This is a genomic window from Neobacillus niacini NBRC 15566, assembly GCF_001591505.1.
Lineage (GTDB): Bacteria > Bacillota > Bacilli > Bacillales > Cytobacillaceae > Neobacillus > Neobacillus niacini.
In genome coordinates this window covers 35,408-52,226 of sequence record NZ_BCVA01000002.1, presented here as the reverse complement: position 1 = coordinate 52,226, position 16,819 = coordinate 35,408, and the positions used below count along the sequence as shown (strand labels likewise).

Sequence of the window (16,819 nt, the reverse complement as noted above, 5' to 3'; positions counted from 1 at the left end):
GGGCTTTTTTATTCGTTAAATTTACATATCCTATTGTGAAAACCTCACTTGTTAATCGGTATAATGAGGAAGGGGGTTATCTAGATGGAAGATAGAAAATTAAGAGGTAAAACCATTTTAATCGTAGATAATAATAATGAAAGTAGAGCAGTCATTCGGTTTCACCTGACCCGGCAAGGTTTTGAAATACTGGAAGCAAAAGATGGGAAGGAAGCTCGTGAATCGTACTTGAAATATGATCCTTGTTTTGTTTTGTTGGAGACGGAGCTCCCTGATACGTTTGGTCTAGATATTTGTTGGTGGATGCGCTATGAATTGGACAGCAATGTTCCAATTATACTATTATCAACAAAAAATACAGAACAGGACCGAATTGAGGGATTAAGAAAAGGAGCAGATGACTATATAGGTAAACCCTTTAATATAGAAGAACTATCTATTAGAATTGAAACAGTATTACGAAGAACTGCCAACCGTTGTAGTAAGCTTAGTTATAAGGGATTAACTATTAAACCATTAAAGGGCATAGTGAGGTTCCATGATGAAATATTAGATTTAACCCACTTCGAGTATAGGCTGCTCTATTTATTTTTTACACACCCCGACCAAATTTTTTCAAGAGAACAAATTATCAACACCATATATAAAAATAGTGAAAAGGTCATTAATGAAAGAACAATAGATGTCCACATCAAACATCTACGAGAAAAAATCGCCGAATATACAGACTATCCTTTTATTGTGACACTAAGAGGGATTGGATATAAATTTAGTACGGAGAATTGAGGCGGATTCTTCGTATTTATAATGCAATATAACCTAGGAGAAATTCAATTTGCGTGTTAGTCTTCTTCATCCACTTAGACAGTACCATACCCGTCCAATATAACAATAACCAGAAAATGTCAATTCTTTAATTTCTCGTTCGACTCTAATATCACCAGGTTTGTCTCCTAATTTTCTATTAGACACACATCGAACAGTACAAAAAACCTAACATTTCTATAAATGTTAGGTTTTTAAATATGACCTGTGAGGGGTTCGAACCCCCGACCTCAACCCTGTCAAGGTTGCGCTCTCCCAGCTGAGCTAACAGATCTCTTATTAAGCTACAAATATAATTATAGTAAAAACTCATAAAAAGTCAATAGTTTTAAAAAAGAACAATATTTCTGATTCCCTCCGAATAAAAGAACTAACGTTCGTATATAATAAAAGTATAAGATAGCAGAAAGGCGGTATAGACATGGATGGGCTTTTATTACGTTCTATAGAGGATAATATTCCCTTAGAGATGATTTATCTTTCCCAAGACCAAAAAATCTCACAGCGTAGACTACTTGTAAAAGAAGTCAATGATGACTACATTCGTGCTTATTGCCTGCTTCGTAAACAAATGCGAACCTTTCGCCGGGAAAACATTTTATCCTTAATGCCAAATTCTCGCTCCAATGATCCCTTCCTACACTAATCCAACACTCCTATTTCCTTCCTCTTGAGCATTCCCAACATAGTTATGATAAAATGCATGTGTATCTATCGAACATTGGGGGAATTGTCGCATGGAGATACCAAAAGGCACGATAAAAGAATATACAATTAAAAGTAATGAGCTGGGAGAGGATGTCCTTCTTCTCATCTATTTGCCAGCCAATTTCTCACCATTATATAAGTACTCACTTTTAATCGCCCAGGATGGCAGAGATTATTTTCAACTTGGTAAACTAGGTCGATTAGCAGATGAGTACCTTTTTAAACGAGAAATTGAAAATTTAATCATTGTTGGGATACCCTATAAAGATGTAGGTGATCGCCGCAGAAAATACCACCCTGATGGTGATCAAAATCAGCAGTATATTCGTTTTCTAGCACATGAATTAGTTCCATTCCTGGATCAGGAGTTTCCAACCTACCATATGGGGTCTACAAGAGCGTTAATCGGTGACTCACTGGGAGCAACTGTTTCTTTAATGACCGCCCTCCATTACCCGCACAGTTTTGGAAAAGTTCTTTTGCAATCACCATTTGTAAATGAAAAGGTCCTGGATATGGTTAACAGCTTTAAAGAAACTGAACTTATAGAAATCTATCACATTGTTGGCAATCAGGAAACAGATGTTCAAACCTCTAATGGTAAGATGAGTGACTTCCTTAGTCCAAATCGCAAGCTTTCATCTATTTTTTATGACAAAGCATTTACATACTTTTACGATGAATTTGATGGCAGCCATACATGGACATATTGGCAGCCGGATTTGAAGAGAGCCATAAAGAGGATGTTTTAAAGGTGATTTCATATTTTTTGAATATTTGCTATAATATCAGGAAGGTCCATGACTGCACCGATTAATTACAGAAAAATTCTTGTAATCTGGAGGTTAAACATATGAAATTTGGGGTTGTTATATTCCCATCAAAAAAACTACAAGATTTAGCGAATTCCTATCGTAAGCGTTATGACCCGCATTATTCACTCATTACTCCGCATTTAACATTAAAAAATGCTTTTGAAGCAACAGAACAAGAAGTCATTCATTTTGCGGAAAAGTTAAGAAAAATTGCAAGTAATACCAGTGCTTTTACCTTAAAAACCAGAAAAATCAGCTCTTTTCAGCCGGTAAATAATGTAATCTACTTTAAAGTAGAACCAACTGAAGAATTAAAAAAATTACACCATGAAATCAATCAAGAATTTAGTGAGCAAAATTTAGAATACGCATTCGTGCCGCATATTACCATTGGACAAAAACTATCGAATGATGAACATTCAGATGTTTATGGCTCACTAAGGATGAAGGGATATGACCACGAAGAGACTATTGACCGATTCCATTTACTATACCAACTAGAAAATGGTTCTTGGACGGTATATGAAACATTTCGCCTAGGAAAGGAATAATCAACTGTGAATGTAAAAGTTTGTGAAAATGAAAAAGAAATACAAGATGCCTTCTCTGTCAGAAGAATCGTTTTTATCGACGAACAAAATGTCCCTGAAGAAGAGGAAATCGATCAATTTGAGGAAGAGGCAGTCCATTTCGTTTCTTACCATCAGCAAGGTGCACCGGTTGCAGCTGGCCGCTATCGTGTCGTGGATGGTTACGGAAAGGTTGAACGAATTTGCGTATTAAAGGAAGCTAGAAATACTGGATCTGGAAAAGCAATAATGAGAGAAATTGAAGCTTATGCTCTAAAAGAAGGACAACATAAGTTAAAGTTAAACGCTCAAACGCATGCTATCCCTTTCTACGCTAACCTTGGATATGAGGTAGTTTCAGAGGAATTTTTAGACGCAGGAATTCCACATAAGACCATGATAAAAAAAATTTAATTCCAAGCATTTGCCCTTAGCGGCAAGTGCTTTTTTTCATTTCTCAAATACAAGGGCACTTTTCGATATTAGCAGGTTTTGTTATCATAGAGTTTGTCGTATTTTTAAAAAAAGAGGCTAAAAAATGAAATCTGCTATGCACAAAAACCAAAAGATTATTCTTGACAAATTAGCGAGGGAAAAATATCAACTTCTATATTTACATGGAAAAAACGGCGAGTTATCTTGTCCTGTTTGTAATGAAAAAGTCCGGTTATTTCTCGGCATCCAGAAAGAACCCTATTTTTATCATATAAAATCTCCGGAACATATATGCCCGGAACCAGTAATCGAAGATGAATTCGAACCTGATATTGTCGAACGGAATGGATTCCGTATTCCCCAAGGAAGAACGATTATTGAAACTGCAAAAAACACAAGCCTATTCCGTCCAGCCAAAACAATCGAATGCTCCATTCCATTAAAAAAAACTACAACTGCAACCAAATTGGAACATGATTCCTATTTAAAAGAACTGGCAGCAAATGAAGTCATACTTGATATAAGCCAAGCAGCGGCAGTCGTGGAAACAGAAGGATCATTACTCGTTCTTGCTGGTGCTGGCAGCGGTAAAACGCGAGTACTTACAGCACGTACTGCTTATATGCTGGATGTTAAAAAAATTGATCCGGGCACGATTATGCTCGTTACCTTTACCTCAAAAGCTGCTGGAGAAATGAAAACTCGTTTACTAACATACCCTAAGATTAAGAAGGAACAAATAAACAAGTTGGTGACAGGCACCTTCCACAGTATTTTTTATCGTATCCTCATGTTCCACGAAGGAAGCAATTGGTCCGCAGAGCGTCTGTTAAAGAAGGAATGGCAGCGCGATAAGATTTTGAAAGAAGCAGGCAGGGAAATCGATTTATCTGAAAAGGAATTTGCTTATGATCTAGCACTTCAACAGATTGGTTTCTGGAAGAATTCGCTTCTTTTCCCTCATGAAGTGAAGCCGCAAAGTGATTGGGAAGAAAAAACCGCATTCCTATACAAAAAATATGAGGAATATAAAAAGCAAAAAGGTTTATTTGATTTTGACGACATGCTGATTGGCTGTTATCAACTGCTAAGCAGTTCCCTGTCCCTGCTTGAACTTTATCAAAATCGCTTTAAGTATTTTATGATTGATGAATTTCAAGATATTAATAAGGTTCAATATGAACTAATAAAGCTACTATCAGGCAAACATAAAAATGTTTGTGCTGTTGGGGATGATGACCAATCAATCTATTCATTCAGAGGAAGTGACCCAAGTTATCTGTTAGCATTTGAAAAAGACTTTCCCTTTGCACAATTGGTTTCACTGGACCAGAATTACCGCTCCTCTCATGAAATCGTCTCTGCAGCCAATGAGATGATTTCAAAGAATAAAGTTAGAAGAATTAAGAAAATGAAAGCACAATTTGAATCTGGGACGTCTCCAATACTCTTTTTCCCCTATGATGAAGAAGAAGAGGCTACGATGATTGTAACCGACATCCAAGAGAAAATTGTACAGGGAGCAAAACCATCCGATTTTGCGATTTTATATCGGACGAATGCTGGTTCTCGGGCTGTGTTTGAACGTTTGGCAAGTTCGAACTTACCTTTTAAAATAGATTTAGATTCTGAGGCTTTTTATGAGCGAAGAATTGTAAAATCCGTACTCTCTTTCCTAAAGATAAGCTTGGATGAAGATGACAATCAGGCATTAGCTGATATTTTACCTATATTATTTTTAAGTCAAACCGTACTTAAGGATTTAAAAGCTGAGAGTATACTGAATGATTGTACCTATCTTGAGGCACTGTCACATTTAAAAACAAAACATGCTTTTCAAGAAAAGAAAATAAAAAAGGCAGTACAGCTGATCCGCTCACTGAAATTTGCCTCCCCTTTAAACTCAATTGAGACCATTGAAAAGGATTTGGGTTTTCTTGATTTTTTGAAAAAACGAGGTACTGAATCGAATCAGCAAGATAGAGGTTCTGATGATTTAAAGGATTTAAAAGTTGCTGCCAAAAGCTTTTCAAGTATTCAAGCTTTCTTGTCTCATACTGACCATATGTCTGCCATGAACAAGGAAATTAAAAATTTAAGCAAGCATTTTCCCAATGCGATTAGTTTAAGTACGATTCATCGGGCAAAGGGATTAGAATATAACAATGTATATATTATTGGAGCAGTTGATGGCAGCCTGCCGCATGATTACGCTCTAGACAGCGCTAGAAATGGCGAATTTGGAGCACTCGAAGAAGAAAGAAGACTTTTTTATGTGGCTATGACACGCGCTAAAAACGAGCTTTTAATGTCCGTTCCTCAGAATCGCAGAGGCAAAAAGGCTAACCCTTCACGATTTTTATCACCTTTAATGAAACGCAATAAAAAATAACAAAAAGACCTGTTCCTTTTAAAGAAACAGGTCTTTTGTTTGCTCAGTTATTTCTGTAGCTTTTTTCATATATTGCCTGGAAAAGTTTAGAATCACTTATTTCTTATTAATCATTTTTGAAATCGTATTAAAGTCAAGTTGTTTTCCATCGTTAACAATGGACTGCACAATTTTATCTTCTGTTGCTTTATCTACCGGTTTGTTGGCAATTTGTGAAACACGGCGAATTACATTACGGACCGTTTTTTCATCTTTGAAATTTGCATTTTGTAAGGAATTTGCTAAGTCAAAAATATCTTTCATATTCACGCCAGTTTTCTTTTCGATATTTTTAAAAAAACCATTATCCATGGTAAATATCACGCTCCTTCATAGGCTACTGATAGTGTATGAAGAAAGAGTAAAAACGTGAAAAAAATTGATAAAAGAAAAGGCTGGCCGCTAAAAGGGCCAACCTCATCTCTCCTGCACGATTATGCAGTTTTTTTAATAAAAGCTTGCACCGACGATAATTAAAAGAATGAATAATACGACGATTAAAACAAATGTTGAACCGCCGCCATATCCACCGCCGTAGCCATAGCCGCCATATCCACAGAACATAGAGTGTCACCTCACTTCGTAGTCTCATTAATAACATATGAGATATAGCTGCAAAGTGTACTAGGCGCCTCTCTACAGACAACCTGTGAATTTTTTTAACCTTTTGGTTTAAAAATTAATGCACCGATAAATCCAAAAACAATGGCCGCTGAGATACCAGAACTAGTAACTTGGAACATGCCAGTCAATACACCAATCAGACCATGCTTCTCTGCATCCTGCATAGCACCGTGCACTAAAGAATTGCCAAAGCTAGTAATTGGAATCGTAGCACCTGCACCTGCAAAGTCAACGAGCGGCTCATATAGACCAAAACCATCTAAGACGGCCCCTATTACAACTAGTAAGCTCAGGGTATGTCCAGGTGTAAGCTTTGCGACATCAAATAACAGCTGCCCGATAACACAAATGATTCCGCCAACCACAAATGCCCAAAAATACATAGCTAACATAAATTACCCTCCCACTCCATTCATTTCAATACTCACCGCATGCGCAATACAAGGAATTGATTCCTTTTGCTGAAAACTAAGCGGCGATAACAATGCACCAGTTGCAACCACTAATATCCGTTCATATACTCCCTTTTTCATCTGATTTAGCAAATGTCCATATAAAACCGTTGCCGAACATCCCGCACCGCTCGCCCCAGACTGCACGGGCTGATCATCCTTATAAATTAATAATCCACAATCTTGAAATTGTTCTCGTTCTAATTTTAGCCCACTTTTATTAATTAACTCAAAGGCGGTGTCATGTCCGATTCTTCCTAAGTCACCAGTAATGATCAAATCGTAGTAGGAAGGATCGACTTCTAAATCTCGAAAATGGGCCATAATGGTATCGGCAGCTGCAGGTGCCATAGCTCCACCCATATTAAAAGGGTCAGATAATCCCATGTCAATGACTTTCCCAATTGTTGCGGATGTGGTAACCGGGTGCTGTTGTCCAGGGACATTCTGAGTTACCAGTCCGACCCCTGCACCTGTAACTGTCCATTGTGCTGTAGGTGGCTTTTGTCCTCCGTATTCGGTTGGGTAACGGAATTGTTTCTCCGTTGCAGCATTATGGCTTGAGGCTCCTGTTAACACATTGTGTGCTCCTTTGTAATTAACCACAAAAGATGCTAATGCTAACCCCTCCATGGAAGTGGAGCATGCGCCAAACAGTCCGAAATAAGGGATTTGCATAGTCCTAGCTGCAAAGCTAGATGGAGTAATTTGGTTAATCAAATCCCCAGCAAATAAAAATTCAATTTGCTCTTTTTCCATGCTTGCTTTTTCTAATGTAGTGGTAATCGCCTCTTCAAGTAAAACTCTTTGCGCTTTCTCGTAAGAATCCATTCCCATCCATAAATCTTCATGTAAAATATCAAAATCATCTGCTAAGTTGCCATTCGCCTCAAAAGGTCCTCCGGAGACACCCGTTGCCACTATCATTGGTCTGTTTTGAAAAATCCATGATTGTTGCCCTTTTAACAATTACAAAACCCCCCACATTCCAAGTAGCGTTTTTATTAACGCAACAACAAAAGCAGAGAACACCCCGAAAAGAATAACCGAGCCTGCAAGTTTAAACATATTTCCTCCAACACCTAACACGAATCCTTCAGTTCTGTGCTCAATAGCGGCGGATATCACAGCATTTCCAAATCCGGTTACAGGCACAGCACTTCCCGCACCAGCAAATTGTCCTAGTCGGTCATATACACCGAACCCGGTTAGCAGCATGGATAAAAACACCATTGTCGCAACGGTTGGATTTCCGACATTTTGTTCAGTGAAGTCAAAGTAGTAAATATAAAAATAACTAATTGCTTGACCAACTGTACATATCAGTCCGCCAACCCAAAACGCCTTAATACAATTCTTTAAAACAGGTCTTTTTAACTCATGCTTCTGTTGAAGCTGCTGATATTTTTGCTGCTGGGGCGTCATTTTTTTCTGTTTACTCGCCATTTGCTGTCCATCCCTTTCTTACTTTATATCTGATGTCATTTTTAAAATTTCATTTAACCGGTTCTCAGCTTGCTTGTCCGAAAGGTTTCCATGTTCTTTTCTTTCAATTAGCCTTACTGCCTCTAGAAATATTTTATAGTCACTTGAAACGGTAAATTGTTCCTTCGGGTGTTTCTCTTCCAATATTTTGTTAAGGTCCTTTTCAATTTGCTTCATTCTAAAACGCTGCATATGCTTTACTTTATAAACAACAAGTGTTTCTTTTTTCCCCTTCACTACTGCCACATCATATATCTCGTCGAAACTTTCAACTTCACGCTCAATACTTTCCACTTTTTCCTGGCCGTTATTTTTTTCCGTAACAGTCGGGTTAGGATTGGTCGTTTTCATGAGAGCCAATTGGCTGTCCTTTTCTGTTTGCACCTGACTACAGGAAATCAATAATGTTACACATACACTTATGATTATTCGGATTATGTAGACCATTTCTTTCCCTTCCCTTTCTCAAATTATAGAAATCACTACATAGTAGTTTTTTCGAGAATGAAGGAAATTATGACAAGGAAAAGACGACTTTTGTATAGTTACTATTGTGCATAAAAAAACTGCCGTTAAAAAACTGGCAGTTTACCGATTATCTTTGAGTTTTTTTGCCGCATCCGCAGCCTTTTTTCTTGGTAAGTTTTTTTGTTTGAGATTTTTTTGTTGATTGCGTTTTTTTATTTTCTCGATTCACTTTCCACCACTCCCATACTTATCACTACTGTTAGGATATGAAAGAAATCAAGAACTTGTCTCGGGCAGACATCTAATTTAGCATTTTTATCTTAAATCCAAAGCTGAACAATGGTTTCTACTAATGCAGCTAAACCTGCCACAGCAAACACAAGGATGATAGGCATAAAAACAGCGGGCAAAAACAGGTACCCACAGACCACTACTCCCGAAACCCAAACACCTGTACACCAATAACAGCTAAGCAGCTCCCCAATAAATTTTTTAATTGGCGTTCCCTTTGGAAGGTAATATACCTCAATTGTCCCCTCTTCATTTTCTTCTTCAATCTCATCAAAAAATGGAGCACGAAGAAACTCTGTGATTTTGTCAAATACAATAAGCCTAGTTAGCCGGAACGAGGCTAATGCTAATATGGTGAAATTTAAAAAGTCAATATTCATTATTTCCGTCCTTCTCTATTTAATCAGCCTAATTTTATCTAAAAAGGCGTTTGTCCGTTACCCAATTGGTCCTATTTAAATATGTTATTAATGTAAGATATACATCACGAATAGGAGGAGTAATTAATGGGTTGTGGCAGAAATAGTGACTCTCACAGCAATACTAGTTGCGTCTGCGATGTAGTACGTGCAATTAAAGACATCCAGGATAATGCTGTAAATGATGAATGTATGGATTGCCCAAGTTGTTTCTTAGAACCGCTTGGTACATTAGTGTCACCAGCAAGAAGAGATCGTGCTGATACTCGTGTATTTGTATTAAAAAACGCTGATGGTTCGCCATTCCATGCATTCTTTAGCGGTGAAAACAATGCTTGCGTATCAATCTTTTTCCGCGTGGAAGATGTATTTGATAACTGCTGTGCAACACTTCGTGTCCTCATTCCAGGACGCAGCGACAATGGGGGATTTGTTCCGGTTAACCTCGTTGCAGGCGGAGACAGATGCTGTATTAACCTTGAAAGAGTCTGTCAGGTTAACCGCTTCAGAGCAAGCAATGATTGTATAACAGTTGATTTAAATTGTTTCTGTGCAATACAGTGTATTGCCGATGTAGACCTTGGTCTTTGTGACTAAGACTTACTAATAAAATGAGCCAGTCGATTAACCCGGCTGGCTTTTTTTGTTTATCGCTTTATTCCAATCATCATAACATCTTGTAAACTCTTGAAAGGAATGGTTTCAGTTGTTTGATCTGGAAATCGAATGGTTACATCACTTTCATTGTATTCGACTAAATAGCCTTGGTAGTTCTTTTCATCAGTATAAAAGACGCATGGAACAGGCGGTAATGCTTTAGGAAAATTGTCCAGGTATTCTAACCTCTCCATAAGATTCATTTCCTTAAAGCCTTTTACACGATTAAATGTGCGCTTTTTCTCCTGATTGCTCTGAGATTTTTCTTCCTGTTTTACTTCTAATACTTTTGACTGTCTTGGTAAGTCAGTCTTAGCCAGTGAGACCTCAAGAACTTTCTTGCTGCTTTGCTCTTCAACATGTGGTTCCTCTAGTGGCAGTTGGACCTCCTGCCTATTTGTGAATATTTCCTGCATGTTTTTTACAGGTGTATCTAAAAAGGTCTGTGAGACGTAAAGTAACGGTCCACGTTTTGTCTTTTTCTCCATCCAATTCACCTCCATTTACTAGCCCTACACTCTATATGTATGCAAATTGCCTATACTCGTTCATGAAATTAGGGTACAAAAAAGCCCGCTATTTAAATAGCGGGCTTTATCATTATAAAATGTGAAATCCTGAGTCAACATGTATATTTTCACCAGTGATACCACGAGAAAGATCACTGAACAGGAATAGTGCTGTATCACCAACTTCTTCTGGCGTTGTTGCTCTACGTAATGGCGCTTTCTCTTCAATCACCTTGGTAATAAGATTGAAATCGCTAATACCTTTTGCTGATAGAGTTCTTATTGGACCAGCTGAGATTGAATTGACACGAATACCTTCCCTGCCTAAATCTTCAGCCAAATACCGTACGCTTGCGTCAAGAGAAGCCTTTGCCACACCCATTACATTATAATTCTGAATAACTCTTTCTCCGCCTAAATAGGTTAGAGTGACGATACTTCCGCCTTCTGTCATTAATCCTCTAGCCTCTTTTGCTACAGCTGTTAAAGAATAGGAACTAATATTATGTGCCAACAAAAAGCCTTCTCTTGTTGTATTCAAATATTCTCCATTTAATTCTTCTTTATTTGCAAATGCAATACAGTGTGCAATACCGTGGATAGTACCAACAGCTCCTTTGATTTCAGCAAAGCACTTAGCCACTTCTTCATCATTTGTTACATCACATGGCAGCACAAGTGTACCTTCTGCTTCTAATGATTCCGCCAATTCTCTAACACTGCTTTCAAGTCTTTCACCTGCATAAGTGAAAATTAATCGAGCTCCTGCCTTGTTCAGTGAACGAGCAATTCCCCATGCGATACTACGTTTATTTGCAACACCCATTACTACATATGTTTTACCTGCTAAAGAAAGATTCATTTAGAAATAGTCCCCCTACTCGAACATTTATATTAGTTATTAGTACTTGGTACTAATATTACACTATTTACTAAAAAATGAAAAGTAGCAGCATTTATAACCTCTAGAACTCGAGCTCCCTTTTCAATTCATCCACATATTCCTTCGATCCAGTAACAATCAAACGGTCATGTAAGAGTAATTCTGTGTCTCCGTGAGGAACAATGGAATCCTTGCCCCGGAAAATTCGCACAAAGATCACGTCTCCTGTAAACGGAAATCTCCTTAATGTCATACCATCAAAATGTTCATTTTGCATTCTTATTTCATGTAGTGATGTATCTTGGTTTGTTAAAATGTTAATAACACTTGGTGCTTCAATTAAGGCCCGAAGTAATGTTTTGGTTGACATGAAAGATGAGAAAACCTCAATATCCTTTTCTCTCAGGCTTTGCTCTAGCTCGGGTCCTTCAATACGCGCGATTACTCTCGATACACCCATTTCCTTCGCTTTAATTGCTAAATCAGCGTTTGTCTTTTCATGTCCGGTAGAAATAACAATGATGTCATTTTGAAAAATATTATTTTTTTCCATTGTTTCTAACGAGTAATCAAATATCTCAACTATATCAAATAATGAATTTGAGATCATTTTATCGGATTTTTCCATTTTCGTATGATATAATACCGGTTCATATAGACCCGATTTTAGTTCCCGTGATACAGGCAGTGTTACTTGGTTTGCCCCTAAAAAGGCAATTCTTACTTTTGGGTGTGCTGCCACTTCAATTGGGAATAATTTTTTAAAGGCTATCGGTGTAAAAATAGAAGTTATGACAGCAACTAGAATCAGTGTTCCACTCATTTCAGGTGTGATTACCTTCATACGCTCCCCAATCGTAGCTGCGGCAATAACTAAAGATAGAGTAGAAGTAAGTAAAAAACCTGAAGCCAGTACCGTCTTTGTATCGTACCAGAATTTCAGTAAATAAACCGGTACAAGCTTTGAAAGTAATAGGCCTACTAATAATAATGGAATTAATAATAATAGCTTTTTATCTGCAAAAAGTGACCAAATATCTAGTTCTACACCAATCATTACGAAAAAGATTGGGATTAGGAACCCATAACCAAAGGAGTCTAGTTTATGGACCAGTTCTTGATTTGGTGATAGAAGTGATACGAGAACACCGGCTAAAAAGGCTCCTAGAATATTTTCTGCCCCTACCGATTCAGAAAGACCTACTAACACAATAATAAGCATAAAAACAGCACGAGTACCAATTTGTACGGTCCCTTTTGACAGGGATTCTAGTAAAGGGCGATTTTTAAACCGTTTACCCACAAAATACAAGACCACTCCGGCTGCAAACAAAATCAGTAACAACCATGTATTCCCCTGTCCTGGGTCATAGATAGATACAAAGATGGCCAAAAGAATCATGGTCACTAAATCTGCCACAACGGCAACTAATAAGATAATTTGACCAATATTTGTCTTCATAAGATGTGCTTCTTTTAAAGTTGGCACAACGACTCCTAGAGAAATCGTTGATATAATAAGTGTCATTAAAAAGGCATTTTCAATAAACCCAGCATAGACGAACAAATAGGATAAACCTAATGAAAAAATAAAGATACCTGCAAAAATTATAGATGACACCATGAAGGTATTCGGTTCTTTTTTACCACTAGGCAACGTGGCAGGTTTCTTGCTACCTGTGAAAGCAGTGAAATCAATTTCTAATCCGCTGAGAAACATCAAGAAAATAAATCCCAGGGTAGAAAGAGTTGATAACCACATATCCTCATGAACCACATTAAAACCACTTTTACCAATCACAAGCCCCATAATGATTTCGGCAACCACAACAGGGATAAAGTTTAACCTTAACCTGTGAAGTAGAATTGGGGTTACAAATGCCACTGTCACGACCACTAATAAAGAGATTACGGAAGCATGCTGTTCCATATATCGTCCTCCTTGATTTCTATTTATAAAAATTACTACATTAACAAAAAATAAAGATAAAGGGGGAATCATTTCTATGAAAATTGATATCATCGGTGATATACATGGCTGTTTACCAGAATTTGAAGCCTTAACAAAAAAATGCGGTTACCAATGGAAGGATGGAATCCCAATCCATCCACAAAACAGACGTTTAGCCTTTGTTGGAGATTTAACGGACCGCGGTCCATCTTCATTAAAAGTTGCTGAAATAGTCTGGCGGCTTGTAATTGAACAGCAACAGGCATTTTATACACCAGGGAACCATTGCAATAAGCTTTATCGTTATTTCATTGGGAATAAAGTCCAGGAAACACATGGACTAGAAACGACCGTAGCAGAATATAAGTCATTACAAAAAAAAGATCAGCAATCGATTCGAAATAAATTTGTCGACCTTTATGAAAAATCCCCGCTCCACCTAGTATTAGATAAAAGTAAGTTAGTTATCGCTCACGCTGGAATAAAAGAAGAATTTATCGGCAAAACAAATTCTAAGGTTAAGACGTTTGTCCTTTATGGAGATATAACTGGTGAAAAACATCCTGATGGTTCCCCAATTAGAAGGGATTGGGCGAAACAATACACAGGCAATGCAATTATCGTATATGGGCATACCCCAGTGAAAGAACCTAGAGTAATCAATAATACATATAACATTGATACTGGAGCTGTTTTTGGCGGTAAGTTAACGGCGCTTCGATATCCAGAGTTGGAAATCGTTTCTGTAGATTCTACTATGCCATATATTAAGGAGAAGTTTAAAGACTTTGATTAAAAATAGGGAAAATACTCCTAAGTACATCGACAAATTTCCTAGGAAATCATCAAAAAATGCAAAAGGCTGGCCATTTAAAGGGCAGCCTTTATTATTTCATCCATATCTAATGGAAATGGTGCAGTGAAATCCATTTCCATGAAGTTAAAAGGGTGTATGAAGTGAATTTTTTTACAATGCAGGGCCTGGCGCTCAATAAGAAAAAGATTTCCCCCATACAAATCATCTCCCAGTAAAGGGTGACCAATAAAAGACATATGTACCCGAATTTGATGTGTTCTGCCAGTCTCTAGAATTAGCTCAACATGGCTGAACTCCTTATACCTTTTTAGCACTTTGTAGTGGGTACATGCATATTGTCCATCATTACGGACTTCTCTTTGTATTATACTGTCAGATCTCCTGCCAATTGGTTCTTCAATCGAGCCGGTATCGCTTTTTAAACTACCCTCAGCAAATGCCTCATACGTTCTTTTTACATGACCATTTTGTTGCTGCTTGCTTAATAAATGATGTACATGCCGATGTTTTGCAATTAAAACAATCCCTGAGGTATCCCGGTCTAAACGGGTAACAATATGGGAAGTGGCTCTAATTCCTATATCTTCGTAGTACCCAACCAAGGCATTTGCTAAACTTCCATTGGGATGTTCCCTAGATGGTATCGTACTCATCCCCGCTGGTTTATTTACAACCAGTATAAATGGGTCTTCGAAAAGAATCTCTAATTTGATTTTTTCGCCTGAAACACCTTCACTTGGATTTTCAGGAGGGAAAATAACGGTGACAATATCGTCTGCTTTTAACACATAGCGGACATTCACTTCCGTGTTATTAACTAGAATTTTACCACCTTTGAATTTAATATCTGTTAGCGCAATCCGAGAGATTTCCTTTTCCTTCAAGAACTCCCTAATCATTCTACCCTCATGATTTTTATTAATGGTCCACTGCAATTCAAAATTTGGTTTCACCTGGCGTCCTCCCAGCATGGTGATTAGTCCGAATCTGATATAAAGGAGTCATGAACCCTCTTCCAAAAAGGAAATGGACGGAACCGAGCAAAGCGAATTTTTTCATCTGGCACTCTAAATTGAATGGACTTTACATCCTTATGAAGTAATGTAAGATGATCAACGGTGACTTGAAAATCCGGACGATTAACAGGTTTTAGCATACAAGTATGATGGGACGGCAGGATTAGCGGTGAACCAACAGTCCGAAAGACACGGTTATTGATTGAAGCCATTTCAGCTACCTGCAATGCCGGAATCGAAGGATGGATAATCGCTCCGCCAAGTGCTTTATTGTATGCTGTACTTCCAGATGGCGTGGAAACGCATAGACCATCACCCCGAAAGCGTTCAAAGTGCTGTCCGCGGATTTCTACATCCATAACCAATGTCCCCTCGACACTTTTGACAGTTGATTCGTTTAGGGCAAGATACCGAGATTCTTTTCCAGCATGCTGATAACGAATGATTACTTCAATTAATGGATATTCAACAACCTGATATGGAGTTTTGGCAATTGCAATCACAAGTTTTTCGATTTCATCAGCTGTCCAGTCGGCATAAAAACCTAGATGGCCTGTATGTATTCCGACAAAGGCAGTTTTATCCAAACGGCTGCTATATCGGTGAAATGCATATAGTAGTGTCCCATCCCCGCCAATTGAAACGACAATATCCGGTTGATCCTCATCGTAAATTAGATCAAAGTCGAGTAAATAGGTACGCATTTTATGCATTAAGATATTCGATTTTTGATCTCCTTTGGATGTAATCGCAAATTTCATAATGTTTTCTCCTTGTAATATAATACTTACAATGCCTATATTAACTTTTCTCCTCTTGCTTAAACTCCTTATTTCTTGTGAAGAATGCTTGTGCTTCTTGGATCTCACCACGAATTAAGGACATTTCCTCATCTAAACGAAACGCTGCCTCTGCAGCACTTTGCAGCCTCATTTTAATATCTGCGGGAAAAATTCCTTTGTATTTATAATTTAACGTATGTTCAATTGTCGCCCAGAAGTTCATTGCCAATGTTCTAATTTGAATTTCAGCTAGTATTTTCTTTTCCCCGTGAATCGTTTGAACTGGATAACGTATGACAACATGGTAAGAACGATATCCACTCGTTTTTTTATGTGAAATATAATCTCTTTCCTCGACGATTTCTAGGTCATTTCGATTCCTTAACAAGTCGACAACATGATGGATATCATCTACGAATTGACACATGATACGCATACCGGCAATGTCTTGCATCTCTTCTTCCAATTTATCAAGTGGAATACCTTTTTGATTTGCCTTATCAAGGATACTCGCAATTGGCTTGACTCGACCAGTTACAAATTCAATAGGTGAATGGCTGGAGTCTAACTCAAATTGTCCTCTCATACCCTTTAATTTTATTTTCAGCTCTGATACGGCTTGTTTATATGGAGCTAAGAATTGGTCCCAATGCTTCATGATTCCACCTCAATAAGAAACTAT

At 37.8% G+C, this 16,819-nt stretch carries 21 protein-coding genes and 1 tRNA gene; 8 read left to right on the top strand and 14 right to left on the bottom strand.

Features of this window, described 5'->3' with window-relative positions:
- Positions 1 to 84 precede the first annotated feature (84 nt).
- Positions 85 to 786, top strand: a complete 702-nt coding sequence (locus tag BANA01_RS02180) for a response regulator (RefSeq protein WP_063251453.1) — start codon at positions 85 to 87, stop codon at positions 784 to 786.
- A 240-nt stretch (positions 787 to 1,026) separates the two neighbouring features.
- Here the strand turns inward: BANA01_RS02180 and BANA01_RS02175 are convergent.
- A tRNA-Val gene (locus BANA01_RS02175) sits at positions 1,027 to 1,099 on the bottom strand.
- A gap of 147 nt (positions 1,100 to 1,246) precedes the next feature.
- Here BANA01_RS02175 and BANA01_RS02170 point away from each other — a divergent pair.
- The 5 genes from BANA01_RS02170 to BANA01_RS02150 all read left to right on the top strand — a co-directional run bounded on the left by BANA01_RS02170 (position 1,247) and on the right by BANA01_RS02150 (position 5,744).
- On the top strand, positions 1,247 to 1,471 hold the full coding sequence (locus BANA01_RS02170) for a hypothetical protein (RefSeq protein ID WP_063251452.1): 225 nt from the start codon (positions 1,247 to 1,249) through the stop codon (positions 1,469 to 1,471).
- A gap of 91 nt (positions 1,472 to 1,562) precedes the next feature.
- The gene (locus tag BANA01_RS02165) at positions 1,563 to 2,285 is read left to right on the top strand and encodes an alpha/beta hydrolase (RefSeq protein WP_063251451.1); all 723 of its coding nucleotides are present in this window, start codon (positions 1,563 to 1,565) and stop codon (positions 2,283 to 2,285) included.
- Positions 2,286 to 2,386: 101 nt separating this feature from the next.
- The gene (locus tag BANA01_RS02160; protein WP_063251450.1) at positions 2,387 to 2,899 is read left to right on the top strand and encodes a YjcG family protein; all 513 of its coding nucleotides are present in this window, start codon (positions 2,387 to 2,389) and stop codon (positions 2,897 to 2,899) included.
- 6 nt (positions 2,900 to 2,905) lie between these two features.
- Positions 2,906 to 3,331, top strand: a complete 426-nt coding sequence (locus BANA01_RS02155; protein ID WP_063251449.1) for a GNAT family N-acetyltransferase — start codon at positions 2,906 to 2,908, stop codon at positions 3,329 to 3,331.
- Positions 3,332 to 3,455: 124 nt separating this feature from the next.
- Positions 3,456 to 5,744: a UvrD-helicase domain-containing protein gene (locus BANA01_RS02150; RefSeq protein ID WP_063251448.1), complete on the top strand. Its 2,289-nt coding sequence runs from the start codon at positions 3,456 to 3,458 to the stop codon at positions 5,742 to 5,744.
- Positions 5,745 to 5,840: 96 nt separating this feature from the next.
- Here the strand turns inward: BANA01_RS02150 and spoVIF are convergent, their stop codons facing one another.
- The 7 genes from spoVIF to BANA01_RS02120 all read right to left on the bottom strand — a co-directional run bounded on the left by spoVIF (position 5,841) and on the right by BANA01_RS02120 (position 9,483).
- Positions 5,841 to 6,095 (bottom strand): sporulation-specific transcription regulator SpoVIF, encoded by a 255-nt coding sequence (gene spoVIF / locus BANA01_RS02145; RefSeq protein WP_063251447.1) that lies wholly within the window; start codon positions 6,093 to 6,095, stop codon positions 5,841 to 5,843.
- Between the two features lie 135 nt (positions 6,096 to 6,230).
- Positions 6,231 to 6,347, bottom strand: coding sequence for a YjcZ family sporulation protein (locus BANA01_RS28975; protein WP_082799360.1), 117 nt, complete (start codon positions 6,345 to 6,347; stop codon positions 6,231 to 6,233).
- Between the two features lie 95 nt (positions 6,348 to 6,442).
- Positions 6,443 to 6,799: a stage V sporulation protein AE gene (gene spoVAE / locus BANA01_RS02140; RefSeq protein ID WP_063251446.1), complete on the bottom strand. Its 357-nt coding sequence runs from the start codon at positions 6,797 to 6,799 to the stop codon at positions 6,443 to 6,445.
- 3 nt (positions 6,800 to 6,802) lie between these two features.
- Positions 6,803 to 7,828, bottom strand: a complete 1,026-nt coding sequence (gene spoVAD, locus BANA01_RS02135; RefSeq protein WP_063251445.1) for a stage V sporulation protein AD — start codon at positions 7,826 to 7,828, stop codon at positions 6,803 to 6,805.
- Entirely contained in the window at positions 7,829 to 8,305 is a 477-nt protein-coding gene (spoVAC, locus tag BANA01_RS02130; RefSeq protein ID WP_063251444.1) for a stage V sporulation protein AC, read from the bottom strand. It abuts the gene before it with no gap.
- Positions 8,306 to 8,323: 18 nt separating this feature from the next.
- On the bottom strand, positions 8,324 to 8,791 hold the full coding sequence (locus BANA01_RS02125; protein ID WP_063251443.1) for a YhcN/YlaJ family sporulation lipoprotein: 468 nt from the start codon (positions 8,789 to 8,791) through the stop codon (positions 8,324 to 8,326).
- A 341-nt stretch (positions 8,792 to 9,132) separates the two neighbouring features.
- Positions 9,133 to 9,483 (bottom strand): DUF1360 domain-containing protein, encoded by a 351-nt coding sequence (locus tag BANA01_RS02120; protein ID WP_063251442.1) that lies wholly within the window; start codon positions 9,481 to 9,483, stop codon positions 9,133 to 9,135.
- Between the two features lie 126 nt (positions 9,484 to 9,609).
- Between BANA01_RS02120 and BANA01_RS02115 the strand changes: the two genes are divergently transcribed.
- The gene (locus tag BANA01_RS02115; protein WP_063251441.1) at positions 9,610 to 10,119 is read left to right on the top strand and encodes a CotY/CotZ family spore coat protein; all 510 of its coding nucleotides are present in this window, start codon (positions 9,610 to 9,612) and stop codon (positions 10,117 to 10,119) included.
- Between the two features lie 50 nt (positions 10,120 to 10,169).
- On the opposite strand, the gene BANA01_RS02110 is transcribed toward BANA01_RS02115, so the two are convergent.
- The 3 genes from BANA01_RS02110 to BANA01_RS02100 form a co-directional block, all read right to left on the bottom strand.
- A complete protein-coding gene (locus BANA01_RS02110) occupies positions 10,170 to 10,667 on the bottom strand; it encodes a CotO family spore coat protein (RefSeq protein WP_063251440.1) in 498 nt (165 codons plus the stop codon).
- A 112-nt stretch (positions 10,668 to 10,779) separates the two neighbouring features.
- Positions 10,780 to 11,550 (bottom strand): enoyl-ACP reductase FabI, encoded by a 771-nt coding sequence (fabI, locus tag BANA01_RS02105; protein WP_063251439.1) that lies wholly within the window; start codon positions 11,548 to 11,550, stop codon positions 10,780 to 10,782.
- Positions 11,551 to 11,653: 103 nt separating this feature from the next.
- Complete coding sequence (locus tag BANA01_RS02100) at positions 11,654 to 13,501, bottom strand: monovalent cation:proton antiporter family protein (RefSeq protein WP_063251438.1); 1,848 nt, start codon at positions 13,499 to 13,501, stop codon at positions 11,654 to 11,656.
- 76 nt (positions 13,502 to 13,577) lie between these two features.
- Between BANA01_RS02100 and prpE the strand changes: the two genes are divergently transcribed.
- Positions 13,578 to 14,318 (top strand): bis(5'-nucleosyl)-tetraphosphatase PrpE, encoded by a 741-nt coding sequence (prpE, locus tag BANA01_RS02095; protein WP_063251437.1) that lies wholly within the window; start codon positions 13,578 to 13,580, stop codon positions 14,316 to 14,318.
- Positions 14,319 to 14,392: 74 nt separating this feature from the next.
- Here the strand turns inward: prpE and BANA01_RS02090 are convergent, their stop codons facing one another.
- From BANA01_RS02090 to yjbM, 3 genes are read right to left on the bottom strand one after another with little or no spacing between them, the layout of a single operon-like run.
- Positions 14,393 to 15,292, bottom strand: a complete 900-nt coding sequence (locus tag BANA01_RS02090) for an RluA family pseudouridine synthase (RefSeq protein ID WP_235847040.1) — start codon at positions 15,290 to 15,292, stop codon at positions 14,393 to 14,395.
- Positions 15,293 to 15,315: 23 nt separating this feature from the next.
- Positions 15,316 to 16,116 (bottom strand): NAD kinase, encoded by an 801-nt coding sequence (locus tag BANA01_RS02085; protein WP_063251436.1) that lies wholly within the window; start codon positions 16,114 to 16,116, stop codon positions 15,316 to 15,318.
- 40 nt (positions 16,117 to 16,156) lie between these two features.
- A complete protein-coding gene (gene yjbM / locus BANA01_RS02080) occupies positions 16,157 to 16,795 on the bottom strand; it encodes a GTP diphosphokinase (RefSeq protein WP_034673971.1) in 639 nt (212 codons plus the stop codon).
- Between the last annotated feature and the right edge of the window lie 24 nt (positions 16,796 to 16,819).